Origin of the sequence: Shewanella carassii, assembly GCF_002777975.1 — a bacterium.
Taxonomy (GTDB): domain Bacteria; phylum Pseudomonadota; class Gammaproteobacteria; order Enterobacterales; family Shewanellaceae; genus Shewanella; species Shewanella carassii.
The window spans coordinates 488593-510232 of sequence record NZ_NGVS01000006.1; the positions used below are offsets into that span (position 1 = coordinate 488593).

Annotated in this window: 19 protein-coding genes and 1 pseudogene; 6 read left to right on the forward strand and 14 right to left on the reverse strand. The window is 54.4% G+C overall.

Going from position 1 to position 21640, the window contains the following annotated elements; all coding sequences use genetic code 11:
- Positions 1–35: 35 nt before the first annotated feature.
- Positions 36–938: a LysR family transcriptional regulator gene (locus tag CBE72_RS05175; protein ID WP_100142596.1), complete on the reverse strand. Its 903-nt coding sequence runs from the start codon at positions 936–938 to the stop codon at positions 36–38.
- A 166-nt stretch (positions 939–1104) separates the two neighbouring features.
- On the opposite strand from CBE72_RS05175, the gene metE reads away from it, so the two are divergent.
- Positions 1105–3375 (forward strand): 5-methyltetrahydropteroyltriglutamate--homocysteine S-methyltransferase, encoded by a 2271-nt coding sequence (gene metE, locus CBE72_RS05180; protein WP_100142597.1) that lies wholly within the window; start codon positions 1105–1107, stop codon positions 3373–3375.
- A gap of 58 nt (positions 3376–3433) precedes the next feature.
- Here the strand turns inward: metE and CBE72_RS05185 are convergent, their stop codons facing one another.
- Entirely contained in the window at positions 3434–3760 is a 327-nt protein-coding gene (locus CBE72_RS05185) for a hypothetical protein (RefSeq protein ID WP_100142598.1), read from the reverse strand.
- A 137-nt stretch (positions 3761–3897) separates the two neighbouring features.
- Here CBE72_RS05185 and CBE72_RS05190 point away from each other — a divergent pair, with 137 nt between their 5' ends.
- The gene (locus CBE72_RS05190; protein WP_100142599.1) at positions 3898–4101 is read left to right on the forward strand and encodes a dodecin; all 204 of its coding nucleotides are present in this window, start codon (positions 3898–3900) and stop codon (positions 4099–4101) included.
- Between the two features lie 8 nt (positions 4102–4109).
- On the opposite strand, the gene queG is transcribed toward CBE72_RS05190, so the two are convergent.
- The gene (gene queG / locus CBE72_RS05195) at positions 4110–5291 is read right to left on the reverse strand and encodes a tRNA epoxyqueuosine(34) reductase QueG (protein WP_100142600.1); all 1182 of its coding nucleotides are present in this window, start codon (positions 5289–5291) and stop codon (positions 4110–4112) included.
- A 124-nt stretch (positions 5292–5415) separates the two neighbouring features.
- Between queG and CBE72_RS05200 the strand changes: the two genes are divergently transcribed.
- Positions 5416–6237 (forward strand): substrate-binding periplasmic protein, encoded by an 822-nt coding sequence (locus tag CBE72_RS05200; RefSeq protein ID WP_100142601.1) that lies wholly within the window; start codon positions 5416–5418, stop codon positions 6235–6237.
- 24 nt (positions 6238–6261) lie between these two features.
- Here the strand turns inward: CBE72_RS05200 and CBE72_RS05205 are convergent, their stop codons facing one another.
- A complete protein-coding gene (locus CBE72_RS05205) occupies positions 6262–8133 on the reverse strand; it encodes a tetratricopeptide repeat-containing diguanylate cyclase (protein WP_100142602.1) in 1872 nt (623 codons plus the stop codon).
- A gap of 236 nt (positions 8134–8369) precedes the next feature.
- On the opposite strand from CBE72_RS05205, the gene CBE72_RS05210 reads away from it, so the two are divergent.
- Positions 8370–8807 (forward strand): DUF3069 domain-containing protein, encoded by a 438-nt coding sequence (locus CBE72_RS05210; RefSeq protein WP_100142603.1) that lies wholly within the window; start codon positions 8370–8372, stop codon positions 8805–8807.
- A 53-nt stretch (positions 8808–8860) separates the two neighbouring features.
- Here the strand turns inward: CBE72_RS05210 and CBE72_RS05215 are convergent, their stop codons facing one another.
- The 6 genes and pseudogenes from CBE72_RS05215 to CBE72_RS05235 form a co-directional block, all read right to left on the reverse strand.
- Positions 8861–10549 carry an NAD-dependent malic enzyme gene (locus tag CBE72_RS05215; RefSeq protein ID WP_100142604.1) on the reverse strand — a complete coding sequence of 563 codons (1689 nt, stop codon included), beginning with the start codon at positions 10547–10549 and terminating at the stop codon, positions 8861–8863.
- 225 nt (positions 10550–10774) lie between these two features.
- Positions 10775–11239 carry a YehS family protein gene (locus tag CBE72_RS05220; RefSeq protein WP_025009045.1) on the reverse strand — a complete coding sequence of 155 codons (465 nt, stop codon included), beginning with the start codon at positions 11237–11239 and terminating at the stop codon, positions 10775–10777.
- Between the two features lie 104 nt (positions 11240–11343).
- Complete coding sequence (locus CBE72_RS05225) at positions 11344–12507, reverse strand: serine hydrolase domain-containing protein (RefSeq protein ID WP_100142605.1); 1164 nt, start codon at positions 12505–12507, stop codon at positions 11344–11346.
- A gap of 9 nt (positions 12508–12516) precedes the next feature.
- Positions 12517–12750, reverse strand: a pseudogene (locus CBE72_RS05230) (divalent metal cation transporter); the annotation flags it as partial.
- Between the two features lie 6 nt (positions 12751–12756).
- Positions 12757–12915, reverse strand: coding sequence for a hypothetical protein (locus CBE72_RS20075; RefSeq protein ID WP_157929040.1), 159 nt, complete (start codon positions 12913–12915; stop codon positions 12757–12759).
- On the reverse strand, positions 12912–13454 hold the full coding sequence (locus CBE72_RS05235) for a PH domain-containing protein (RefSeq protein ID WP_100142606.1): 543 nt from the start codon (positions 13452–13454) through the stop codon (positions 12912–12914). Before CBE72_RS05235 ends, CBE72_RS20075 begins: the two co-directional genes overlap by 4 nt.
- A gap of 434 nt (positions 13455–13888) precedes the next feature.
- Here CBE72_RS05235 and CBE72_RS05245 point away from each other — a divergent pair, with 434 nt between their 5' ends.
- Both CBE72_RS05245 and CBE72_RS05250 read left to right on the forward strand, forming a co-directional pair.
- On the forward strand, positions 13889–16471 hold the full coding sequence (locus tag CBE72_RS05245) for a TonB-dependent receptor (protein ID WP_100142608.1): 2583 nt from the start codon (positions 13889–13891) through the stop codon (positions 16469–16471).
- Between the two features lie 280 nt (positions 16472–16751).
- Positions 16752–17327 (forward strand): glutathione S-transferase family protein, encoded by a 576-nt coding sequence (locus tag CBE72_RS05250; protein ID WP_229671867.1) that lies wholly within the window; start codon positions 16752–16754, stop codon positions 17325–17327.
- Between the two features lie 46 nt (positions 17328–17373).
- Here CBE72_RS05250 and CBE72_RS05255 read toward each other — a convergent pair whose 3' ends face one another.
- The 4 genes from CBE72_RS05255 to CBE72_RS05270 form a co-directional block, all read right to left on the reverse strand.
- Positions 17374–17877 (reverse strand): DUF4447 family protein, encoded by a 504-nt coding sequence (locus CBE72_RS05255; RefSeq protein WP_100142609.1) that lies wholly within the window; start codon positions 17875–17877, stop codon positions 17374–17376.
- A 60-nt stretch (positions 17878–17937) separates the two neighbouring features.
- Positions 17938–18342, reverse strand: coding sequence for an SMI1/KNR4 family protein (locus CBE72_RS05260; RefSeq protein ID WP_039035558.1), 405 nt, complete (start codon positions 18340–18342; stop codon positions 17938–17940).
- 68 nt (positions 18343–18410) lie between these two features.
- Complete coding sequence (locus CBE72_RS05265) at positions 18411–19193, reverse strand: RelA/SpoT domain-containing protein (protein ID WP_100142610.1); 783 nt, start codon at positions 19191–19193, stop codon at positions 18411–18413.
- Between the two features lie 142 nt (positions 19194–19335).
- Entirely contained in the window at positions 19336–21435 is a 2100-nt protein-coding gene (locus tag CBE72_RS05270; RefSeq protein ID WP_071237054.1) for a M13 family metallopeptidase, read from the reverse strand.
- Positions 21436–21640 lie beyond the last annotated feature (205 nt).

Genomic DNA, 21640 nt, shown 5'->3' on the forward strand with positions numbered 1-21640 from the left:
GCCGCCGACTATCAGTGACGGTGGCAGCCGCCCAGTCAGTGTCTGTCCTGGCGCAGTAATCCCTCTTTGGCAATCAACTCCAGCAGCCTTTGCAGCTGCACTCTATTGCTGTTGTCGCGGCGGTAGGCACCGAACAGCGGCCGTTTCAGGCCCTCTTGTCCCAGTTTCACCGAGGTCAGGCTCAAGCCTTGGGCTTCGGTCAGTGACCAGCTGGGCAAGGCCGCAACCCCTTCCTTACAGGCGATGCGTTGCAGCAACACATTGGTGAGATCGCAGCGTTTTTGTGGGCCGGGCACCACCCCGGCCGGTTCGAGGAAGTGACGGAAAATATCCAGCCTTTCCAGCGGCACCGGATAACTGATGATAGCTTCCCCGGCTAACTGCTGCGGCAGAATATACTTGTTTCCCGCCAGCGGATGATCTTTGGCCATCACCAGTCTCACTTCAAAATCAAATAGATGCTGATAGGCAAGGGCATGGCCGGGAACGGGATCTGAGGTCAGCACTATATCCAGCTCACCGGTTTCCAGTGCATTGAGTGAGTCGAACAGGTGGCGGCTGGAGAGATCCAGGTTGGCATCCGGATAAGACTGATGAAAGGCCTCCATCACGGGCATCAGCCAGCGAAAACAGCTGTGGCATTCAATGCCAACCTTTAACGGGCCGCTGCTAACTGCCAGGCCTCGTTTGAGTACCGACTCAGTTTCCTGTACCCGCGGCAGTATCTCTTCTGCCAGGGTCAGCAGGCGACTGCCTTCCAGCGTGAAGGTCAGAGGCTTGCTTTTGCGAACAAATACCTGGGAGTTAATTCGGGTCTCCAACTCTTTAATCTGATGTGACAGCGCCGACTGGGTGACAAAACGTTTCTTCGCCGCGCCGGCCAGACTGCCACTTTCTTTCAGTGCTATCAGAGTACGAAGGTGTCTCAGCTCTATCATTTCCTCTCCACATGAATGCCGCTCATGTTGCCCTTGAATTCAATTCGGTTGCCTGTGCTGAGACTAACACAATAAACTTCTAGACGTCCAGACGCCCATGTCTATTTGTTGTATTCCGGCGTCACCAGTCATTTGCCGCATGTTTTTATAAAGGATGGAATACACTATGCAGTTAAACAGTCTTGGCTTTCCCCGTATCGGACGTCGCCGCGAGCTCAAGTTCGCCCTAGAAAAGTATTGGCGTGGAGAGTCCAGCCAAGCCGAACTACAGAGTGTTGCCAAGGAGCTTAGGCGTACCCACTGGCAGTGGCAGGCCGATGCCGGGGTGGCGCTGTTGCCGGTCGGTGACTTTGCTTACTATGATCAGGTGCTGACCCTGAGTGCGACTCTGGGAGTCATTCCTGAGCGTCACCGTGACGGCGGCGCAGTCAATCTCGATACTCTGTTCCGGATTGCCCGTGGCCGAGCCCCTAGCGGTAAGGAGGCCCCGGCGTCAGAAATGACCAAGTACTTCAACACTAACTACCATTATCTGGTGCCGGAGCTTAGCGAAGATCAACGCTTCGATATCGCCTGGGAACAGTTGTTTGAAGAGGTGGCCGAGGCTCAGGCGCTGGGCCACACCGCCAAGCCGGTACTGCTGGGGCCGGTCACTTTCCTGTATCTGTCCAAGACAGTGGGCTCAGAGTTCGACCGTTTGACACTGCTGCCGGCGCTGCTGGAATGTTATCAAGCCATTCTGGCCCGCTTTGCCGCCCAGGGGGTTGAATGGGTGCAACTGGATGAACCCGCGCTGGCACTCGAGCTGGATGACAACTGGCAGCAGGCCTTCAATCAGGCCTACGGCGTGCTCGAGTTGGCGCCGCTCAAGCTGTTGCTGGCAACCTATTACGGCACTGTTGCTCACCATCAAAGTCTGTTGTCGGCACTGCCGGTGGCGGGTATTCACCTGGATCTGGTCGCCGCGCCCGAGCAGTTGCAGGCCTTTGTCGGGGCACTGGCGCCTGAGCAGGTGTTGTCGGTTGGGGTGATCAACGGCCGTAACGTCTGGGCCGCCGAGCTGGATCTTGTGGCCGAGCAGTTGGCACCACTGGCGCGGGATCTGGGAGACAGGCTCTGGCTCGCCACTTCCTGCTCTCTGTTGCATACCCCGGTGGATCTCGAAGTGGAAACCGCGTTGGCGCCCGAGCTCAAGAGCCTACTGGCCTTCGCCCGGCAAAAACTCAAAGAGTTGCAGGAGCTCAAGGCGCTTTTGGCGGCGCCTGAGACTGAAAGTGCCAAAGCCGTGGTGGCTCGTTGCCGGAGTCGGCGCTTGGCCAGGGCGCAGGGGCGTAATCAGCAGCTCAGTGCCAGAATCGATGCCCTGAGCGCAACCGATTACGACCGAAACCATGAGTTTGAGGTGCGCAGACAAGCCCAGCAGGCCAGGTTCAAGTTGCCTTTGTTGCCGACGACTACCATAGGTTCATTCCCGCAGACGGCAGCCATTCGTAACCTGCGTAGCCGCTGGCGCAAGGGTGAGTTGGACGATGCTGTGTACACAGAGCAACTGCAACAGGTGACCCGGGACACCATAGAACGGCAGCTCAAGTTGGGAATAGATGTGCTGGTACACGGTGAAGCCGAGCGCAACGACATGGTGGAATACTTTGGTGAACAGCTCGACGGCGTAGGTTTTACCAAACATGGCTGGGTGCAGAGTTATGGTTCCCGCTGCGTTAAGCCACCGCTGATCTACGCCGATGTGACCCGTCCCAAGGCGATGACAGTCGACTGGGCCGAATATGCCCAGAGTCTCACTGACAAGCCGGTGAAAGGCATGTTGACCGGTCCCGTGACCCTATTGCATTGGTCCTTTGCCCGCGAGGATATCAGCCGCGAGCAGATAGCGACTCAGTTGGCTCTGGCGATACGCGATGAAGTAGTGGCATTGGAGCAGGCGGGCATAGGCATTATTCAGATTGATGAGCCGGCTTTTAGGGAGGGCTTGCCGCTCAAACGCAGCGATTGGGCCTATTATCTCGATTGGGCTGTGGCTGCCTTCAAACTCAGCGCCGCCGGTGTCAGGGATGAGACCCAGATCCATACCCATATGTGTTACAGCGAATTCAACGACACGATTGCCGCAATTGCCGCCATGGATGCCGATGTGATCACTATAGAAACCTCACGCTCGCGGATGGAGTTGTTGAATGCCTTTGAAGACTTTGACTACCCCAATGAAATCGGCCCCGGGGTTTATGATATTCACTCCCCCAATATTCCAACTGTTGAGGCCATGGTGAGCCTGATTGAAAAGGCGGCGCAGAAAATTCCTTTGCGTCAGCTCTGGGTCAATCCGGATTGCGGCTTGAAGACCCGTAATTGGGAGGAAGTCGAGCCAGCCTTGAAGAACATGGTCGATGCCACCAGGGAGTTGCGACGTCGACTCGGCTAAAAGCCGTCAGGGGCGCATTGCGCCCCTGACGGTATCTTGATGTTAATGAGCCCAAGGCTTAACCCATGCTCATTCCCACCATGATCAGGCCAACTGTGCCCAGGATGATCAAGCTTGAGAAGGTCGTGCCCAGTATGGCGAAAATTTTCTGGCGCTCTTTCTGTAGCAGGCCACCAATACCCAATCCCAACGATACCAGGCAGACCAGCATCATGAAGATCAGCATCAAGCCCACAAGAACCGCTTCGACGGAGTTTTCATCCAGGCCGCCCGGTGTGGTCGTCTCCAGAACCCCGGCGACAATAAGCATGATAAACAGGGTGATTCCGCTAAAAATGCTGGTGGCAAATGAGGCGATCCCCGGACCCGAATGTTTTAATTGCATAGCAATCCCTTGATTTCTTCCTATGGTTATCCATCTGAGAAATATACAGAAAATGAGGGAAATATGCCATCGAGCATTTCTGTCTATACTCAGGTCAGCACGCAAACTTGGATGTTGCCACTCTCAGGAGAAGCCTTATGAGCCATGTGTACAAGATAATAGAACTGACAGGTTCATCCCCCATCAGCTCAGATGAAGCGGTCAAGAATGCCATTGAGGCCGCCAGCCAGTCGCTGCACAATCTGCGCTGGTTTGAAGTGATAGATACCCGTGGCCACCTGGAAGCCGGTGTTATCGCTCATTGGCAGGTCACCATCAAGGTGGGTTTTACCCTGGATTAGGCTTGAATTCAGGCGTCTCTTGGCAAACCCTTTTCCACTATCCGGATCAGGCGCCCCGTCTTACGGGCGGGAATGGGCGCTGTGTCCTTGCCGCTGAGTTTTTCGGCCTGCTGCGCCAGTGCCCACGTGATGTGCTCGGCGACCAGCTCCGAGGCATCTGTCAGTCGTGCCTGCAGGGCGGCGACTATGGCTTCGCTGCCGGGGGCATTGCCCAGCGCCACCGCAATATTACGTAGCCAACGTTCATGGCCTATGCGGCGGATGGCGCTGCCTTCGGTGTTTTTCAAAAACTCGGTCTCACTCCAAGCAAACAGCTCCAGTAGCTTGGGCTGTTTCAGCTGTGGCCTTAGATGAAAGTCGGCCTCGGCGGTCAAGGGGGCTGCGCGGTTGATGGGGCATACCAGCTGGCAGTCATCGCAGCCATAGATGCGATTACCGAGCATTGGTCGAAACTCCAGCGGAATGCTGCCGGCCAGCTCTATGGTGAGGTAGGATATACAGCGGCGTCCATCGACGACATAGGGCTCGACTATGGCCCCGGTTGGGCAACTTGTGATGCAGGCGACGCAAGTATTGCAGCCTTCGGCTATAGGAACATCCACAGGCAGTGGCAGGTTCACCAGCAGTTCGCCGAGGAAAAACCAACTGCCGGCCTCATGGTTGAGGATCAGTGAGTGTTTACCTGTCCAACCGATCCCGGCCTTTTCTGCCAGCGGCCGTTCCAGAATGGGAGCCGAGTCGACGAAGGGCCGAAAACCACTGCCTTCAAGTTGCAGGGCTTTGAGTGCTTCATCTATGCGCTCGCCCAACTTTTTCAGGCGATTGCGCATCAGCTTGTGATAGTCGCGGCCACCGGCATAGCGGGAGATGTAGCCAAGGTTGGGATCTTTGAGATTGAAGGCAAATCCCGCTTCTGGCGGTAAGTAGTCCATCCGTACCGAGATGACTCTCAAAGTGCCGGGATGCAACTCGGCCGGACGAGCGCGCATCATGCCGTGGCTGGCCATATAGCCCATTTCACCGTGATAGCCCTTATTGAGCCAGTCCTGTAGTTTGGGTTCTTCGCGGCGAAGATCTGTATCTGTGATCCCCACTTGAGCAAAACCCAGCTCTTTACCCCAGGCTTTTATGTCGCGGGCAAGCTTGCCAAGCATGTTGGGATCAAATTGTGGCGCTTGGGGGATAGGCATGAACAGAGGCTGACCGGGTAAAAGTGGTGATTATATCAGTAAAGCAGAATCGCTCACAGTTGCCGCAAACGCCTATGTCGGCCTTTGCCGGTGCTATGCTTGAAGAAATTGACTGGGAGACAATATGCCGGGAATCGACACCTTGCTCAGGGGCTGCGTGATAGTGTTCTGTTGTGCGCTTGCTAGCCTAGCCCTGGCCAATGTTCGGCCTGCAGAGGATAAGTTGCCTAAGCTGAGATTCTTGACCGAAACTTGGCCTCCTATGAGCTATGAGCGTCATGGTAACGCCGAAGGTTATGCGGTGGCTCTGGTGCGGGCATTATATCGCCGGGTTGCAGCCACCGACAGCAATCCAGTGATAGAAGTATTGCCTTGGGCCCGGGCGATGAATATCGCGAACCAGGAGCCCAACGTCTTGCTGTTTGCCACTTCCATCAATGAACAACGGCGGCCGGAATTTGATTTTGTTGGCCCGATTGCCGAGACCCGCATTCAGCTCTATGCCCGCGAGGATGATGATTTCACCCCGGCAGATCTGTCGCAGGCGGTTGCAGCCGGTAATATTGCCCTTTACCGCAACTCTCCGGCGCAGATGTTGTTGAAGTCTGTTCCGGATGAGCAGTTGTTGATCTCAAGTTTTCCTCAATATTCGGCCAGACAGTTATTGCATAAGCGAGTACGTTATTGGTGCCAGGCGGATATCGCGGTACAGGACGTCTTGCGGCAGTTGGACCAAACTCCGGCGGCGGTGCGTCCTGTATTGGAATTGGCACACTTGCGCCTTTATCTGGCGTTCTCCGGCGGTACGGCTCCTGAGCGGGTCGAAGCCTGGCACAAGGCGCTATTGGCATTGCAGCAAAATGGTGAATTTGACGCGCTCTATTATGAGTGGTTTGGCGTTAACCCTTCTCTACAGCCAGCTGAAGTATTGTGGCGTACGCCATAATTTGCTGAGACTCTGATTGGCCTATCAGGCGGTTTCCACCCGGTTGCGACCTCGATTCTTGGCACAATAGAGGGCATCGTCGGCCAATTTCAAAAGCTCTTCAAACTCCTTTTCCTTATCCAGCGTGGCAATGCCGACACTAATGGTAACCATGGGGCCATCTTTCATGTCATCGGGGTGAGATTGGGCTATGGTCTGGCGCAGACGTTCGGCGATTTTAAAACACTCTTGCTTATCGGTTTCCGGTAACAACAACAGAAACTCTTCACCGCCAATCCGCCCCAGCAGATCTTGTTCGCGGATCAGGGTTTGGCTCAGACTTGCCAGATGTTGCAAGACCTTATCGCCACCATCGTGACCAAACTGATCATTGATATCCTTGAAGTTATCGGCATCGAAGAGAATCAGAGATAAGGGTTTACCGGTTGCCAATGCCTGGTCGAATAAGGTTTCACCTTTGTAGTAGGTGTAGCGGCGGTTAGCCAACTGAGTCAGGTGGTCTGTGTGGGCAATTTTTTGAAACTGGCGTGATTTGCGGGTTTGCTTAAAGGCCATGACCGCCGTGATGAGGATGATGATGCTGGCAAGAACCAGCACCGCCAACTGCAATAGACGGTTTTGTCGCAGTATCTGTACCTCTTGCTCTTTCAGACGTTCACTTTCCAGCAGCCGTTGGTTCTCCTTGGCCATACGGTCGGCGTTGAAACGGGTACGCATCTCTGTAGTGCGATAAGACTGTAGTTTGTTGTCCAGCTCAGAGTGCAGGGAGATATATAATTTCAGTACCTTGGTAGACTCTTGCCATAGTCCTTGGGCGGCAAATACCTCGCTCTTGAGCAGGTAGAGCTCGGCCAGGCCGCGGTCATTATTGATATCCCTGAAACTTTTTTCGGCTTTTGCCAGTGGTGCCATAGCTTGTTCTGGATGCCCTTGGCGCAGCAGTACCTCGGCACTATAGAGTTGCATAAAGCTGTAATATGCCCCCTGCTGCTCGGTAATAAAGGGTCTGGCACGCTCCAGTGCCGCTATGGCATCCTCGACTCTCCCGAGTTTCAACAGTGAACCGGCCATATTGACCGAAACCCCGGCCGCCTCTATAGCTATCCCTTGCTGTTTGAAATAGTTGTAGGAGAGCTGGAATTTGGCCACAGCCGCCTCGAAATCGCCTAACTCTTCAAGGGCTAATGCCATATCGCCATTGATGATATAGGCCAGATCTTCTCTACCACTCTGGCGGTAGAGCTGTTCCAGTTGACGATAATAGTTGAGTGCACTCTGTGGATCGCCGAAGCGGCGAAGACTGGTGGCCAGATCGATCAGGTTAAACTGGCCCCAATAATTCAGTTGCAGTTGCTCATAGAGTCGCTGAGCCGTCAACAGATCTTCCAGCGCCAGCGCAAAATTGCCCTGAAAGGAATACATGGCGCCGCGCATACTGCGGGTATCGGCGATCAGGCGATGATCTTCGAGGTGATAAGCCTGTTCCAGCGCCAGATCGTAATCGGCTCTGGCCTGTTCCATATCCCCCTTCTGTTGGGAGTACCAGCCATGACAGAGACGAAAATCGGTTAACGCGTCGGGATAGGACTGATTGGCCGGAGCATCTAACTGTTGGTTGGCAAAGGTAATGGCGGCATCGATCTGGGCTGCGCTTTGCGAGTCAAAACCCCAGCAGCGTGCTCGCCTTAGCCTTACCTGTCGGTCATCATCATCGTCCGCCAATAACTTAGCTATCTGATCCAGTGTTTGCTGTACTTTCGCCGCGTTATTGATTTGCCCATCTTCAATAAGCTTAAACAGTTGATCAGCCTCTGGGTTGTCCTGTGCCGCGGCATAGGGAGATATGCCGGACAGAAGCAGCAGAGTGAGGACTGATTTGAGAAAATAGGGCTTCACGCTGACCGAGTACGTTGTGTTTAAATCATGTGCTTAAGCATACGCACCAAGCTTGAGACTGACCAGAGTTAATTGTGGATTAACCCAATCGCTTCGGTGATTTACTGTTGCAGCAATGCAGGTGAACCGCGATTTTTCCCGTGGTGATGCTAGAACTGGGGAGAGGTTGATGGAATGGATTGCCCTTTATGGCCGATGTTATACTCGCCGCCAACTGCTTTTAGACGGAATACACAATGACTCAAGTTGATGCTCAATACCGGCAACAGGCACATAGTGCCGCCATCAATATCTGCTCTCAAGTTCTGCCCATGGATAAGTTGCCGACGGCGCTGAAAGAAGCCTATGACAATCTTTTTGAACAACTGTTGGAGGATAAGGAGTCTGAGTTCAAACAGGCTTGGGACAAGTTGCCGCCAAGTGCCGCCAAGTTGTTGCCGAGAGCCGATTTTCACGGCTTTTTTATCGCGTCGGCCTGGTTGCAACTGAGTTTGATGGCCCAGGATATCGCCCAGTTGGCGGATACCGATAAGGCCATTGCCGAGCAGGAATATAGCGGCATATATGATCGTATTTCACAATCGGCGCTCAAAGAAAGTGTACGCAAGTTGAAAAAGGCCCGTACCGATAGGCGCTTGCTCAACAGTATTCGAGATGTGATAGCCAATGGCTAAATAAAAAACCGGCATTATTTTTAATGCCGGTTTTTTTATGGGCACGGACGCTCTTAGAAGGAAGTACGTTTGTAGCGGCGATACTCAGGTTGCCAGAAGTTACTCTCGATAGCCTGTTGCAACATCTCATCGGAAGTCGGCAATGCGTGGCCTTGCTCGATGGCGACCTTGCCGACGGCAAAGGCGATGTGCTTGCTGACCTTCTGGATCTCTTCCAGCTTAGGCAGCAGGGAACCACTGCCGTTGAGTGCCAGCGGTGAGCATTCTGCCAAGGCGCGGCTAGAGGCCATCAGCATCTCATCAGAGACCCGCTTGGCACCACTGGCCAATACCCCAAGGCCTATGCCGGGGAAGATATAGCTGTTGTTGCACTGGGCGATTTCATAGGTCTGGTTGTCTATGACCACAGGCTCAAAGGGGCTGCCGGTGGCAACCAGCGCCTGGCCATTGGTCCAATGCAGAATATCCTTGGGCGTGGCCTCAACCCGGCTGGTGGGGTTGGACAGTGGGAACACTATCGGTCTTGGGCAGTGGCTGTGCATGGCGCGGATGATCTCCTCGCTGAACAGCCCTGGGGCGCCGGAAACCCCGATAAGCACTGTTGGCTTGCCGTTGTTGACCACATCCAGCAATGAGATGTTGTCACCAAAGTTGCTCCATTGCTGCAGCTCTTCGCGCTTTTGCGCCAGCTTCTGTTGGAATGGCAACAGGTTGGGCATATTGTCTTGCAACAGTCCCCAGCGATCGACCATAAACACCTGGCGCCTGGCCTGCTCATCACTGATCCCTTCGGAAACCATCTGCGCAATAATCGCTTCGGCGATGCCACAGCCTGCGCTGCCGGCGCCGAGGAAGGCAACTCTTTGCTGGCTCAATTGAGTGCCGGCGGCCTTACAGGCGGCGAGCAGTGAGCCAACTGTGATGGCGGCGGTTCCCTGAATGTCATCATTGAAACAGCAGTATTTATCCTTGTAACGCTCCAGCAGCGGCATGGCATTTTTCTGGGCGAAGTCTTCGAACTGGATCAAGGCCTCGGGCCAGCGGCGATGAACCGCCTGCATAAAGGCTTCAATAAATTCCAGATATTCTTCACCGCCTATGCGCTGGTGGCGCCAACCCATATACATGGGATCTTCCAGCAGATGCGGGTTATCTGTTCCCACATCCAGGGTTATGGGCAGAGTGTAAGCCGGACTGATGCCGCCGCAACTGGTGTAGAGCGACAACTTTCCAATCGGGATCCCCATACCGCCGATCCCCTGATCGCCAAGCCCCAAAATACGCTCACCATCGGTAACCACTATCACCTTCACCTTGTGACGGGTGGAGTTGTTGAGGATGTCGTCGATGCGATCTTTGTTCGGGTAGGAGACAAACAGGCCGCGGTTACGGCGGTAGTCTTTGGAGAAGCGCTCACAGGCCAACCCGACGGTTGGGGTGTAGATGATAGGCATCATCTCTGTGATGTGGTTCTGAACCAGACGATAGAAGAGGGTCTCGTTGGTGTCCTGGATATTGCGCAGATAGATATGCTTGTCCAGATCATTGCTGAAGTTCTTGAACTGATCGTAGGCGCGTGAGGCCTGCTCTTCGATCGTTTCAATCACGTAGGGCACCAGGCCTTCGAGGTTGAAGAAAATACGCTCTTCCTCGGTAAATGCACTACCTTTGTTGATCAACGGCGCTTCGAGAATAGCCGGACCGGCAAAAGGCAGATATAAGGGGCGTTTATTATCGTCCATGGCTAACCTTTTTATGTTCTTTGCTTGTGGATGACGGGCTGTGATCTAAATCCGCATAGGTTACCATGAAATGTGATCTTTGTTGCTGGTGGGCGAGGGCTTGTGCAAAATATTTGTTTAAAACGCGGCAAGTTCGGTTGCCGGTGTCAGAGATGGTAATGACACAATACGAAGAACCAGGCGAATGCCTGGTTCCAAAGGAGATATCAGCTGTTGCTTGTTGGCTTATTTACCGCGATATTTAAGTGACAAGCCCTTGATAAAGTTACGCATCAACTGATCACCACAGTAGCGGTAATGCTTGTGCTCCGGATTGCGGAACAGGGCGCTTAGCTCAGCCTTGCCGATACGGAAGTTGGCCAGTTCAAGAATGGCAATAATATCTTCTTCTTTCAGTTCCAAGGCGATTCTGAGTTTCTTGAAGATGATGTTGTTGTTCAGGCTGGGTAGCGGCTGCGGAATGCCACTGCCGGGACGCAGGCCGCGTTTGTCGATGATCACGGCATCGAGAAACTGGCACAGGGTACGATCGTCACAGGGACGGAACCCTTCTTCATCTTCTTTCTTGAGCAGGCCGGCCAGCTCAGCTTCACTCATTTCACGCTTCATTTTGGCGTAGAGACGCAATACCTTGGAGTCGTTGAAATTAAAGACAAAGCGCAAGCGGCGCAGAATATCGTTGTTGGTCATGAATGTCCCTGGGCCGGTTTGACTTCCGGCTTAGTTTTAACACTGTCTGGCGATTGACTTAGGTGCGTTAGGCGCGGAGGCTCCGCAATATTGCGGCATTATACCTAAAAGCCGGGCAGATTTGCCGCTTTTTCCAGTGGACAGTTCGCGGCCGTTTCACGCACCGCTTGTCGCAGCTTGTCGTGAAGGGCGAACACCCGGCCTATATCTTTGAGTGACCAAGAGGTGTTTTCCAGCACCACCAGATTGAAGCCCGAGTCCGGATAATAAATCGCAGTGCTGATATAACCCGCTATGTAACCACTGTGGCTGAACTCCAGGGGCAACTCAGGGCTCAGTTGTATTCCGGCGGCATAATTCAACTCGCCCCAACGATGGGGGCGTTTGCCTCTCGGCGCCAGCAACTGTAGATAGCCGCCACGGCTAAGCAGTTGCCCCTGATGCAGAGCCTGCTGAAAATGGGCAAATGCAGAGGCGGAGCCAATAAGGGCGCCGCTGGCCAGTAGCTTATCTGTGAGAGTCAACTGCTCGGCCACGCTTTCAAAGCCGCTGTCTGTCTCGGCTCTTCCTATTGCCAGATTGGGTAACTGTTCCTGGATACTTTCAATACTGCCGGTGCGGGCCTTGAGCTCAAGCCCCTCGGCATCAAAGAAGCGCTGCAGCAATTGGGTACTGCTGCTGCCTTCACGCTTGAGGATCTCGGCCAGCAGCCAATAATTGTCATTGCTGTATTTAAAATCGCTGCCCGGGGTGAACAGCAAGGCTTGTCCTTGGATGCCTATGCCGGATGTGTGGCTCAGCAGCATGGCGACAGTGATGGCCGGATCCAGTTCGGCCTCTTTGCCAAGCAGGGGAGCGGCGCTGTCATTGAGCTTGAAATCGCCTCTTTCTATCGCCCGCATCACCAAGACGGCAAACACTTGCTTTGACTGTGAACCCAGCACAAATTGGCTATCGAGGGTGATGGGTTTGCCTTGGCTTTCTCCGGCCGCATGGCTCAGCAGTGTCTTTTTACCTTGCCTTAACTCGATTACGCCGCTGAAGGGCAGGGGGTTTTGCTTGATTATCAGCTGCAGCTGTCGTGTCAGCTCTTGGCTGTGGCAGACAGATGGCGCCGAACCCTTGCCTGGTGCTGGCTCTTGTTTGGGCCCTGGCGCCGCGCTCAGGCTAAGAGTGAATCCCAGCAGGCAGGCCATGGTGATGCCTTTGACTGTCGATGAGAGTTTTAGCCCCAAAAAGCGCGGCTGCGCCAGCGGTGAGCAGTTCATGCAACTTCCTTATTTGATGTAGCAATACCAATAGATAAACAGCAGCGCAAAGCCAAACAGGTAACCGAGTCCCAGCCAGCCCCAGAGTTGCATGCCCCTGCCGTAACGGGCCTCAGTCGGCAGGGTTTTGGAACTCATCAGCCGTAGATTCAACTAGGCAAAGATGCAGGTGGTCATAAAGGCCTGGATCATCACCAATTCCAACAGTGATAGCAAGGCACCCTTAAAGAACAGGATCAGCAGCCAGGCCTACTGCCAGCCAAATTCGGCGCCGGCACGGGTTGATGCCACCAGATTCGAGGCGCCTATGGCCGCCGCGGCCACCAGAACGCCCGGGCCCATGGCGGCCATTAGGTGCCTAAGGTGAATGAAAGAAAAACCTTTGCGATTCAGTATGGTGTCATTCATGGCGCGCTCTTTTCCCGGGCCAGTAAGGATTCGATATTGACCAGCGAGGAACGGATCTCCCTGAGTAACATCAGCTGCTCATAGTTGTTGTCATGTCCATTCGAGCTGGGCTCCTTGTGATCCAAACGCTCTTTTTGTGCCAGTACAGCGGCGCGAAATCCGTCAGCATCGACTATGCCAACCAGGCTTATCAGGGCGTCATTGCCGGATTGTCCGGCGGTTTCCACCTTGAGTTTCTTCAGACCGAACAGGCGCATCAGTGGCCCCTGAATAAGCGCCATGTCGGTGATTTTATCCAAGGGCACAGTATTTTCGGTGCGGGTCAGCAGGCCGCGGCGCACCACTAGCTTACGCTCGGTCAGCTCGGCGCTCATGTTGGCGATATAGCGGCGTGTGCCCCACAAGCCAATGGGCAGCCATAGCAGCAACAAGGGAATGCCGACAATACTGAGGCAGAGGGCTAAGGAAGGTGCGAATAAGTCCTCGTGGCACTCTGGCTTGCACAGCAATTGGTGTTCAAGGCATCTGACTGAAGGCATGCCGGGGCCTGTCGAAGTCGGATAACGCAGAGAGCCGATTGCTGTGCAAGCCCCAAAGGGCGTGGCTTACAGGCCTGCCTGCTGTGTTGTGTTTCTTGCAAAGGGCTTGGGCCATTTGCTGCGAACCACGCCTTGCATCCAAGCCTGTAAGCCGACGCAGAGCACACATGGGACTTGTTTGCACCTTCCCGACTCCAGACATCAACCAATAGAGTCCGAGATTATCGGCAAAGCGGGCCTGAAGCAGTGGCGCGGCGGCTGTGGACATGGCGACTTTCTATATCAGTAAAATCAAATTTACCCCAGTTAGAGGCATTGACTTTAGATATTAAAGAGTTAAGTTGAATCGGTAAATGTTAAAAAAATATGACAACGCGGAAGTTTGTAGTCGTGGTTGTTTTCCACAAAAACAGCTGAAGAAATTAGGGATAATTATGAACAGACCTCACCTTGTCCTGAGTGCCTGCGCCGCGGCACTAGCCTTGACCCCTACCGGAGAATCCTTCGCGGCCGAGGAGTCTGTGGAGCGTATCGAAGTCACAGGCTCGCGGATCAAACGTACCGATATGGAAGGCCCATCGCCCATTCAATCCATAGGCAAGGAAGATATTGCCAACATGGGCTACGACAACCTGCAGCAGTTGCTGGAAAGAATGCCGGCGGCCGGGGCCGGCACTTTCTCCACCCGCGGCAACAGCCAGGACTCTACCGCCAACGGTGCCGCCGCCATTAGCCTGCGTGGCATGGGGCCGGATGCGACCCTGGTGCTGATCAATGGTCGCCGGGTTTCCATCAGTGCCTTTGCCGAAGGGGTCAGCAATTCTTTTGTCGATATCAACAGCATTCCCGTATCGGCCATTGAGCGGATAGATATACTCAAGGACGGCGCCTCGGCCATCTATGGCTCGGATGCCATCGCCGGGGTGGTCAACATAGTGCTGAGGAAAAACATCGAAGGCATTGAAGTCAATCTCGGCTATGGCGCCACAGATGGCCCCAATTACAACGAAAAGACCGCCAGTCTGGTGTGGGGCACCATGAGTGACAAGGGCAGCGCGTCTGTGATCCTGGATTACTTCAGCAACTCGACCCTGAGCGCCGATGAGATGGGGCAGTTTGGTACCGCCAATCAGTCGCCCTGGGGCGGGGAGGATTTCCGTTCTTCCCGGGGCTTTCCGGGGTATTTCTATGTCAACGGCGTCAAGACCATAGATCCGGCTTGTCCGGCCGATTCCACCACATCGAGCGGCAGTTGCCTGTTCGATTACGGCCCCTATAACTTGGTGATCCCCGAGGCCGAGCGCATAGGCGCCATAGGTCAGTTTGAGTATCACCTGAGTGACTCCCTGACCGCCTTTTTGGAGCTGGCGGCTCAGCACAATACCTCCAAGGCTGGTGGCGCCGCCACACCGCTGGATGAAACTGCCGGTTTGACGGTTCCCGGTTCACATCCCAACAATCCTTTTGGTCAGGACATTGACATAGGCCGCTTCCGCACAGTGGATGCCGGTCCCCGCCGCTGGGATATCGAGTCCGACAGCTTGAGATTGGTGGCCGGTCTGCGCGGCAGCTTCAAGGAGTGGGACTGGGAAGTCTCGGCCCAAAAGGGGCGCAGTGAGTCGACCCAGACAGGGGATCGCAGCCAGGGCTGGGTGCGGGTGGACTATCTGCAGGAGCAAATCAATCTCGGCAACTACAACCCCTTTGGCGGCACCATCAACTCACCCGAGGTGATAGATGCCATTACCACCAGTCTGGTGCGTCAGGGCAAGTCACACATTACCGCCTATGATGCCAGCATTTCGGGGCATGCCTTTACCCTGGCAGACAGGGATATCATGCTGGCCGCCGGGATGGAATATCGTGAAGAGGATGTCAGCGATGTGCCCGATGAGCAGTTCCAGCGCGGGCTTATCTTCGGGACTGAAGCGGTTTCCGCCGCGGCCGAGCGCGATCAGTATGCCGCCTACCTGGAGTTTTCCATTCCGGTGACCGACAGCTTCGAGCTGCAACTGGCGGGGCGCTACGATCATTACAGCGATTTTGGCTCCACCACCAATCCCAAGGTGGCGTTCCATTGGGGCATGACGGAAGACTTGAGCATGCGCGCCTCCTGGGCCCAGGGATTCCGGGCACCATCGTTGGCTCAGATAGGCCTGGGCCCTTCGGAAAAGAGTAACTTCTTTAAAGATACCTATGCCTGCGCCGCTCAGGGTATCTCCGAGGCCGACTGTGAGGTACTGGATTACAACACGGTATTTGCCGGTAACCCGGATCTGGACGCCGAGGAGTCGGAAACCTGGAACATAGGTATGATCTGGGCGCCGAGCCAGAAGTTCGATATCGGCTTCGATATCTGGAACATCACCCAGGACAACAAGATAGACGAGCAGCCTCTGGGCGATATCTATGCCGCCAACTGTAATGATCAAAACAGCGCTATCTGTGTGCGCCTGCCCCCCGCCGGTGGCGAGCCGCTCGGGGTGCTTGATGTGATTCACTCAAGCTTTGTTAACTTAAGCTCCCAGGAGGCCCAGGGCCTGGATATCTCGGCTCACTACGGCCTAGAGCTGGACAGCTATGGCGATCTCAAGTTTGGCCTTGAGTGGAGCTATCTGGACAAGTTTGAAAAGGACGGCCTGGATTATACCGGCGAGTATGAGTATCCCCAGTACCGCTGGCTGGCCAGCACTAACTGGACCATGGGCGACTTTGCCGCCAACCTCAATGTCAGCTACATAGGCGAATTTGAGGATACGCCGGATATCAACTTCGACGGCGCCCTCGACTTTACCGAAAACAAGTCACGTATGGTGGATGCCCAGTTCCTGGTGGACTTGCAGGCTTCCTACCGTTTCAACGAGATGTTCAAGTGGACGCTCGGGGTCAACAACCTGTTGGATGAAGAGCCGCCGTTTGCCATAGGCGATGGCGATGCGGATCTCTATGGCTATGTGATGTCTGTGCATAACCCCAGAGGCCGTTTCATCTACACCAAGGTCAGTCTTAACTTCTGAGGCAGGCACCCGGCCCTTGATGGCAAACTGACAAGGGCCGGATGCTAGAGAGTTGAGATAAGAAGTGAGACATAAGAGCCGAGAAATAGGGACTGAGTGACAAGCTTGAGGCAGTGGGAGTATCTTGTTGCTGTTGACCTTATCATCATGGCGCCAGCGGGCGCCTTTTCTGCCATCATACCTGCGTTAGCCATTGCTTATGGCGACAGGGCAATTTAAGGAAAGTAATATGATTCGACTCTATGGCACGCCGCGAAGCCGGGCGCTGCGGGTTTCCTAGTTGTTGGAAGAGTTGGAACTGCCCTGGGAGTTCCACTTTGTGGATATGGCCAAGCAGCAGAACCGCACTCCTGAGTTCCTGGCGCTTAATCCCTGCGGCAAAATCCCCGTGCTCGAGGATGACGGTCTGGTATTGACCGAATCGGCGGCTATTATGCTCTATCTGGCCGAGCGTTACGGTGAGGGGCGTCTGTTGCCCAAGCCCGGCACGGCAGCCTCCGGGCATCATCATCAATGGTTGAGCTTTGTGATAACCGAGTTGGAGCAGCCGTTATGGACCATGGGCAAGCACAGGTTTGCCTTGCCGGAGCAGCAGCGGGTGGCGGCGATTCAAGCCACTGCCGTATGGGAGTTCAACAAGGCCGCGGCCATTGCCGAGCAGTGGCTGCCTGATAGCCCATTTTTGCTCGGTGATGAATTGACTGTGGCCGATATACTGCTGGCCCATACTCTGAACTGGGCCACCATTTTTGAGCAGCAGATCCCGCCCAAACTGGCGGCTTACCGAGACAGGCTTAACCTGCGTCCGGCAATGAAAAAGGCGCTGGACAAAGCCAGCGCCAATTTAACTGATTAATTCAAACTCTGGTTTCAAAGCCGCGGTATTTCAGGGCCGTGATATTTCAGAGCTGCGCGGCCGCCCACTTGGCGCGGCTTTCGCGGCTCTCACCCAGCCCGCCTTGCTGCTCTCTGAAGGCCTTGTAGGCTTCCACATCCAATGGCACCAGGCTGATATCCACTTCCAGCACCAGTTTGCACTCTTTCTTGATCCGCCAGGCAGCGGTGTTGTACAGCTCAGTGAGTGGCAGCGAGCTTAAAAACTCAGGGTTGTACTGGGTGTAAATCGCCTGGGTGGGATAAACCACAAAGGCCAAACGGCGCTTGGGTTCTTTCTTGAACATGGCCTCGATACCATCACAGGTGTTCAGCACCTGCATCTCGATAATATCGTCGATTTCCAGCAGTTTTTTCTGAGCCAGTTCGCTTACCTGCGCCTCGCCCGTTTCCCAGGAGAGCAACTCGGCTTCATCGACTTTCAGCAACTCGGCGGCCTGGGCGGTGCCCAAGCCAAGAGATTGGCGCAGGCACTGAAACTCGATGGCGTTGAGCGGATATTGTTTGGACATAATGCTTCCTGTTTTTTCTATGTGTCTGATGGCGTGGCGCCTAGGGAATGCCGACCTGTGTCAGCTTTGCAGCCAGACGTCTTCGACCCATTGCCAGAATGACTCCCAGCAATCTTCTTCATCCAGGCCGTCCTGGTTCCAGAAGTAGACCACACCTTCCTGATCTATGCAGTAAAAGTCATCACCGGTTTGGCAGATGGCAATCAGATCTCTGGGCATTCCCAGCGACCAGGCATAGGAGGTCACTTCCGGCAGATAGGTGTGGGACTGGGGATCGGCAGCGGTCACCGGTTCCAGGCTGCCATAGATAACATCGCTGGCATGCAGCAGATATTCTTTCAGCTCCGCAGGCAAAGGGATGAGTATTTGCTCTTCGATATCCACCAGATCGTCAAAGCCGGGCAGATCCAGCGGTACAGGAACCTGCTCTGACAGTTCCTGCAGTTGCTCTATGATTTCATGCATGATTTTACGCTTTGGCCGAGGGTCAATGCGCTGGAGTATAGCGGCTTGTTGGCCGCTGACAAGCTTTGTCAGGCGACTATGGTATTTTCTATGCCAAGAGTCTGGGTTTGTTGGCGTTTATAACCCAACCAGGCCTTGTGGTACAGCTTGTGTGATTCCTGGCGTAGCTTCTGGATCCGGGCCAGTTCCAGCTCGCTCAAAGGCCTTTGCTCGCGGGCAGCCTTGCGTTCCATCGCCTGCACCTCTTCATAGACTTGGTGCTCGGCGCCGTTTTTGATGGCGGCAATCTCCCTTAAGTGCAACTGAACTTCGGCAATCAGGCCACTTTTCGGCAGCTGCAGCAGCAGGTTGATATCCCGATAGCCAGAGGCCTTTGGCTGGGCAAACCTGTCTTTGACCTGTAGCACATTGGCCTGTTGATTCAGGGTGTCAAAGGCCTGTTGCAGATCATCAAGGTTGTCGGCTATCAGGGTGGCTCGCACCAGATCTGTCAGAGCGGCGGGGTCGTTATTCAGCTTGTGCGCTACCTTGACTTCGGCCCGTTGACGCTCTTTCACTTTGGCAAGGAGCAGCTCAGTTTCGCTCTGATTGGCTACCTGTGACAGGAGACTGTGCAATTCATTTTGTGCCATCGGTGCCTGCTGATAGAGGGCATTGAGGCTGGAGACGGGCTGCCTTGGGGTGCTAAAGCTTTGTTTCTTGAGGGCATTGAATGGATGGGCCGAGTTTTGGCGCAGGCTGTAGCCGCTGTCGTCTCTCGGTTCAGCTTCATACTCTGAAGGTTGAGCGTAGGCGGTGCGCGCCGAAAGCAGTAACAGGAAAACCAGGAAAGTGCGGAATAATCGGGTCATGGGGCCTCGCATCCAGAATGACTTCTAAGTGGCTTTGACTCCAATGTAGCACTTTGCTCTGAACCCTTGCTGAACCTCAAATGAAACTTTATTCATCTAAAAACAAAGGCGCCTTGAGGCGCCTTTGTTAGCAAGCGTAAAATTACCAGATTTTCACGCGCTGGGCCGGCTCAATATACATGCCGTCACCTGGCTTCACATCAAATGTGCTATAGAACTGCGGCATATTGGACAGTGAACCTATGGCGCGGAACTTGGCCGGTGAATGAGGATCTGTGGCCACTCGGTTGCGCATGGCTTCCTCTTTGATCTTGGCGCGCCAGATTTGAGCGAAGCCGAGGAAGAAGCGTTCATCACCGCTCAGACCATCGATTACCGGAGCCTCTTTGCCCGCCAAGGATTTTTTGTAGGCCTTGTAGGCTATGGTGACACCAGAGAGATCGCCGATGTTTTCACCCAGGGTCAGACTGCCGTTAACGTGCAGGTCGTCAAACACATAGTAGCCGTCGTACTGGGCGATTAGCGCCTTGCCGCGGGCGGCAAACTCTTTCAGGTCCTGTTCGGTCCACCAGTCGCGCATATTGCCTTCGCCGTCGAACTTGGCACCCTGATCGTCAAAGCCGTGACCCATCTCATGACCGATAACCGCACCTATACCACCATAGTTGACGGCATCGTCGGCAGCCATATTAAAGAAAGGTGGCTGCAAGATGGCGGCCGGGAACACGATTTCGTTCATGGTCGGGTTGTAGTAGGCGTTGACAGTTTGTGGCGTCATGTGCCATTCGCCCTTGTCTATGGGGCTGCCCAACTTGGCCAGTTGCTTCTGATGTTCCACTTCACCGGCGCGGATCTCGTTACCGACCAGGTCGTCAGCCTTGATAGTCAGCTTGCTGTAGTCTTCCCACTTGTCGGGATAGCCGATTTTCGGGTTGAACTTGGCCAGTTTTTCCTTGGCGGCGACTTTGGTGTCTGCGCCCATCCACTCCAGTTCATCTATGCTGTCGGCGTAGGCACCGCGCAGGTTTTCCACCAGATGCTCCATCCGCTCCTTGGCTTCAGGGGCGAAGTGGCGCTTGACGTATACTTTACCCACGACTTCACCCAGCAGGCTGTTGACCTTGGCTACACCGCGCTTCCAACGAGGTTCCTGTTCTTGCTGGCCGTTGAGTGTCTTGGCGAAGAACTCGAAGTTTTCTTTATCCAGCGGCTCGCTCAGATCTGAGGCGAAGTGGGTCAACAGCTGCCAGCGCATATATGTCTTCCAGGTCGCCAGATCTGTGTCTTTGACTATCTGGTTCAGACCTTCGATAAAGCTGGGCTGATTAATGATGATATCGGCTTGCTTGTCGGCGCCAAGCGCAGTCAGGTAGGCGTTCCAGTCGATATCCGGCGCCAGTGTTGACAGTTCTTTGACCTCAAATTTGTTGTAGGTCTTGGTGCTGTCACGGCTTTCAACCACATCCCAATGCTTGGCGGCGATGGCGGTTTCCAGCTTCATGATGGCTTCGGCGCTTTGTTGTGGCTCGGCAAAACCGGCCAGGGTGAACATCTTGGCGATATGCTCAACAAAGGCCTTGCGGATGTTGACGAAACGCTCACCTTCGTTGAAGTAATAGTCTTTCTCCGGCAGGCTCAGGCCGTATTGCCAGATATGGGTGGCATAGCGGCTGGAGTCCTTGGCATCAACATCGATATAGAAGGCCATGGGCGTGCCGCCACCGAGAATTTGGCTCTTGCCGAAGTAGGCCGCCAGAGCTTGCTTGTCTTTGATGGCATCTATGATTGCCAGCTCGCTCTCCAGTGGCTTGATCCCCAACTGGTTGAGCGTATCGCTGTCCATAAAGGAGCGGTAAAGATCGGCCACTTTTTGCTCGTCGCTGCCGGGCTTGAGATCTTTGCTCTGCGCCACTTCTTCAATAATGGCTTTGACATCGTCACGGGATTTTTCCCTGAGGTCATAGAATGCGCCTGTGCTGGTGCGATCTGCCGGGATCTCTGTGTTCTTGATCCAGCCGCCGTTGACATAGGTATAGAAGTCATCCTGAGGACGAACAGACTTGTCAAAGTTGGCAAATTCAATCCCCGAGCCCAGGGCTTGGCTGACGGCGGCGGCAGTTGCGGTTTTGGCGACTTCCGGCTGTTTGGCTGTTTCAGCCTGGGTCTCAGCCGTTTTGTCATTACAGGCAGATAGGCCTGCGATGAGTGAGGCACACAATCCCCCAATGAGTACTTTTCTCATGCTGTTTCCTTTTCTTTGTTCTTTGGTGTCCCGCGAGGGGACATTTTTATCAGATTGGCTGCACACCCGTTTGTTCGGGAAAAACCGCAGTGATGCCTATGTTAAGGCCTGTGTGGGAATGTAAACAAGTCCCGCAGCGATGACAGCGAGCCTCGGCGCCGCGGGAGTTGTAAGCAAAGGTTACAGGCGCTTATTTGAGTGAGCG

Excerpts from the sequence above, each read along its gene's own strand:
- CBE72_RS05175 (WP_100142596.1), bottom strand. The coding sequence starts at position 938 with ATGATAGAGCTGAGACACCTTCGTACTCTGATAGCACTGAAAGAAAGT.
- metE (WP_100142597.1), top strand. The coding sequence starts at position 1,105 with ATGCAGTTAAACAGTCTTGGCTTTCCCCGTATCGGACGTCGCCGCGAG.
- CBE72_RS05185 (WP_100142598.1), bottom strand. The coding sequence starts at position 3,760 with ATGCAATTAAAACATTCGGGTCCGGGGATCGCCTCATTTGCCACCAGC.
- CBE72_RS05190 (WP_100142599.1), top strand. The coding sequence starts at position 3,898 with ATGAGCCATGTGTACAAGATAATAGAACTGACAGGTTCATCCCCCATC.
- queG (WP_100142600.1), bottom strand. The coding sequence starts at position 5,291 with ATGCCTATCCCCCAAGCGCCACAATTTGATCCCAACATGCTTGGCAAG.
- CBE72_RS05200 (WP_100142601.1), top strand. The coding sequence starts at position 5,416 with ATGCCGGGAATCGACACCTTGCTCAGGGGCTGCGTGATAGTGTTCTGT.
- CBE72_RS05210 (WP_100142603.1), top strand. The coding sequence starts at position 8,370 with ATGACTCAAGTTGATGCTCAATACCGGCAACAGGCACATAGTGCCGCC.
- CBE72_RS05215 (WP_100142604.1), bottom strand. The coding sequence starts at position 10,549 with ATGGACGATAATAAACGCCCCTTATATCTGCCTTTTGCCGGTCCGGCT.
- CBE72_RS05220 (WP_025009045.1), bottom strand. The coding sequence starts at position 11,239 with ATGACCAACAACGATATTCTGCGCCGCTTGCGCTTTGTCTTTAATTTC.
- CBE72_RS05225 (WP_100142605.1), bottom strand. The coding sequence starts at position 12,507 with ATGAACTGCTCACCGCTGGCGCAGCCGCGCTTTTTGGGGCTAAAACTC.
- CBE72_RS20075 (WP_157929040.1), bottom strand. The coding sequence starts at position 12,915 with ATGAATGACACCATACTGAATCGCAAAGGTTTTTCTTTCATTCACCTT.
- CBE72_RS05235 (WP_100142606.1), bottom strand. The coding sequence starts at position 13,454 with ATGCCTTCAGTCAGATGCCTTGAACACCAATTGCTGTGCAAGCCAGAG.
- CBE72_RS05245 (WP_100142608.1), top strand. The coding sequence starts at position 13,889 with ATGAACAGACCTCACCTTGTCCTGAGTGCCTGCGCCGCGGCACTAGCC.
- CBE72_RS05255 (WP_100142609.1), bottom strand. The coding sequence starts at position 17,877 with ATGTCCAAACAATATCCGCTCAACGCCATCGAGTTTCAGTGCCTGCGC.
- CBE72_RS05260 (WP_039035558.1), bottom strand. The coding sequence starts at position 18,342 with ATGCATGAAATCATAGAGCAACTGCAGGAACTGTCAGAGCAGGTTCCT.
- CBE72_RS05265 (WP_100142610.1), bottom strand. The coding sequence starts at position 19,193 with ATGACCCGATTATTCCGCACTTTCCTGGTTTTCCTGTTACTGCTTTCG.
- CBE72_RS05270 (WP_071237054.1), bottom strand. The coding sequence starts at position 21,435 with ATGAGAAAAGTACTCATTGGGGGATTGTGTGCCTCACTCATCGCAGGC.